Annotated in this window: 3 protein-coding genes and 1 pseudogene; 1 reads left to right on the top strand and 3 read right to left on the bottom strand. The window is 30.6% G+C overall.

The genetic code is table 11. The features are described 5' to 3' along the window. Positions 1-773: pseudogene (locus AC1DRF_RS20705) on the top strand (hypothetical protein); the annotation flags it as partial. Between the two features lie 88 nt (positions 774-861). Here the strand turns inward: AC1DRF_RS20705 and AC1DRF_RS20700 are convergent. The 3 genes from AC1DRF_RS20700 to AC1DRF_RS20690 form a co-directional block, all read right to left on the bottom strand. Continuing rightward, positions 862-2,343 carry an ApeA N-terminal domain 1-containing protein gene (locus tag AC1DRF_RS20700; protein WP_477741565.1) on the bottom strand — a complete coding sequence of 494 codons (1,482 nt, stop codon included), beginning with the start codon at positions 2,341-2,343 and terminating at the stop codon, positions 862-864. 104 nt (positions 2,344-2,447) lie between these two features. After that, the gene (locus AC1DRF_RS20695) at positions 2,448-2,918 is read right to left on the bottom strand and encodes a hypothetical protein (RefSeq protein WP_098621634.1); all 471 of its coding nucleotides are present in this window, start codon (positions 2,916-2,918) and stop codon (positions 2,448-2,450) included. A 140-nt stretch (positions 2,919-3,058) separates the two neighbouring features. Then, positions 3,059-3,250 (bottom strand): hypothetical protein (locus tag AC1DRF_RS20690; protein ID WP_477741564.1); only part of this gene is annotated, 192 nt, incomplete at its 5' end.

The following is a 3,250-nucleotide window of genomic DNA, read 5'->3' as shown; positions in this document are numbered from 1 at the left end:
GCTATCAAAACACCAAATACAATGAGATAAAAGTTCTTTCAAAAAGTGAGAACCTCATCTATTTCGAAAATACTGTTCTCTTTTGGTCATTCCCTGTTGCTGTATTTCAAGCTTTTAAAGAAATTTATATCTTAACGTACCTTTTTGAGGCACAAGAACAGAAATACTACTATGATATGCATAACCTAAATTACTCATATAAAGCTGTTCAGAAGATAAATGATAAATATGTACTGGTAGATCATGCAGACAAGGAACCTTACAACAAAGAACTAATTAAATCCTTGATTAATATCTATGAAGGAAAATTAAATGATATAGGTACAGAACCATTTGCGTTGTCTGTTTCGTGGTATGAGAAGGAAAAGAATAAAAAGCTGGTAGAGAAAATGAAAAAGAACCTGTATTCATACTTTAGAACACATGCAGTTACACTGACAAAAGACAATATGTGGACAAGCTTCAAAGCACACAAAACTAATTTAAAGGGAAAAGGTTATACAAAAGGTTTTGTTTCACATAATTCTCGTGCTACTAATGAATTTAAAAATAAAATTTCTCTAGCCTACGTAATAAATCGCTTCATGCATCCTTACAAATATAAATTTTTTAAATCACATGGCATTAAAGTCAATCAGGACTTATTTGCATTGTCCGAACTAATTCAATGGATTTGGAGAAGCAGAATACGTGAAGAGAAAGGCATTAATCTTTACCTCCCTTCCAATCGTATGAGGACCATCTTAAAAAATTATCTAGAAAGCGAACTATAAAAACCATAAATAAAAATATTCACCTTAAGTGAAGTCTACTAAAGAAAAGCACCTTAATACATCGAGGTGCTTTTTTAATTAAAATACTTTATTGATTTACTTTTGGTTTTTTATTCAAAAATTCTTTTGCTTTGTTTAATACAAATTTATATCTTGAATTATTTTCTAATACCTCTAGCATTAGACTTTCTTTTACTCCTAATTCTTTAACTATAATTAGAGTAGCTATTGCTTTTAACCTTTGAATAGCATAAAACTTTTCAAGGGTTGTTTCTAATAATTTTTTCTTTTCACTTTTATCATAGTGCGTTAGATAATTGCGTGTATCCACTAATTGTTGTATAAATCTGTCTCTATTGTCACTATTACCTATTAAGKAAAGCTTAGAATCCTTTTCAAGGCTATTAATTATCTCTTTTAAACGCTTATTTAATGAGTATTCATTCCCATGCTTTAGCTTCTTTTCAATTGTTTGTAMAAAATCCTCTGGCAATGAACTTTTAGCATAATTAATTAACTGGGCTACATTTTGATTATAATAATCCTCTTCAAAAAGCTTACCCTCGTAAACATGGCGATGATAAATCTCTAGGATTTGTATAGTATTTAAGAAAGTTTTATGTAGATAATCTTTCTCAATATAATAGTCAGTGAAATAAAGGGTACGTACTGTATCTAAAGTGTTTCTTTTTTCAAACCATGAATTTAATATATTATTGAAATTCTCTTCTATGTGTGAAAACTTAACTAGTATATCTTTTTCTTTAAACTCTGGCTTGAATTTTGATTTGTCCTGTGATTGAAAGTATTTGTATCGGGGGCGATAAGTTTCCGAATTTCCTTCTCTAATTTCTTCTTTACCGATAAACTCAATCTGTTCGAAATAGACAGTACTTCCTATAAACAAAATTAATAGTTCTCTTAGTGAAAAAATATTTTCCTTGAACCATTCCATACTTTGTGAGTGTTCAGGAGTTATATATAAGATACTCTTACYACTCCAATTTATCTCTTCATGGAGAACTCCACTGAATTTAGTAAGGTGTCCTTCCTCTATGTGTGAATTAATTGAAGGTATATAATACTTAAACGCGGATGGTCTAGTATAGGTTATTTTTCTATCTCTTACAAAGTGGTCTGTTTGATCATAAGTTGTTTCCTGTAGAAATACATCTCTTTTGAACCAAGTAGAAAGATAAGTTGGTGCAAATGAACAGTAACTAAACTGAATATCGTTCATTTGATGAAAATGCCCTCCTACAAGAAATGAGTTTACTTGATAGCTTTCTGTTGCATATCCAGGGAAACTAGCCGAGACTCCGTTTGAATACGCACTAAATAAAGTGAATTCTTCTCCCTTATCCGATCTCCCCCAGACAATATCTTGATTTGTTGGTTCCATAAACATACGTTCATTAGACTCTAAAGTACCCATTAACTCTAATTCAATCTTGTCTTGTTTATAAAATAAAATACCTGGGACATGTTCTTCCTTTTCTGGTAACCACCAAAAACCTTTMACTTGAAAATCTTCAAACATTGTTTTACCCATAGCTTTAGAATTAGCCATTACCCCCACTTCCCTTCAGCTAATATAATAGCATAATTAACCAATTTAAAGGCAGAAAAGCACCTGCACTAACATAAAAAAACCCACAAAGTGGGATTGATAATTTAAGCAGTTTCTTTTTTTGTTCGTTTCTTTTTTTCCTTCTCTTCTTCCTCTAATTTTTTTTGATAAGTCGGAAACCCTTTACTGTGTTCTTCTAATAATTCTTTAGAATAAAACCAGTTCGTGCTATTTAATTTATCTAAATGATCGTCCATGGCTTCCCAATCTAAGATAATATCAATTGCCGAACTCTTATATTCTCCCCCATGTTCAATTACATGTTCAATGAGATAAGCTACTGCCTTTCTAGACCAATTTTCACTATCATATTTATTATTCCTAGGATTATCTGGAATCTCTAAAATATCTTCAATAATAATATCTGTAATATGCTTGATTCTGTCCGTGTAGCTTTCTAGCATCGCTAAAATTACGGGTTGATCCTTTAAATACTTTGTTATTTCTTTTCTATCGTTATAGTACCCAATCTGAACGTCTATAAGTTCCTCAATGATTTTCTTTGTGTCTTTCATGATGTAAGCCTCCCTCTAAGATGCATGTCCTATATTGTAACAGTAACTTTTTATTAAACCATAAAAAACAGGTTAAGAACTTATTAAGATAATGTTTCAGGATTATTTCCTCTTGTTATCACACTTATTTATCTTGAGTATTAATGTTCAACATCACCAAGGTTCTTAGCAATTTTGTTCAATAATTCTTTTACTTCTTCATTTTTTTCTTCAATCTTCATTTGCTTTTCAGCTACCATTTTAAAACCACGGTTTAAACTATTCTCTAACTCGGCTATATTAATATCCATTTTATTAAATCCATTTAGCCTGATTTTGTTTAATTCTTCTAC

The organism is Priestia sp. P5_B4, assembly GCF_056400385.1.
The sequence above is the reverse complement of the archived record's forward strand: the minus strand, read 5'-3'. Positions and strand labels throughout refer to the sequence as shown.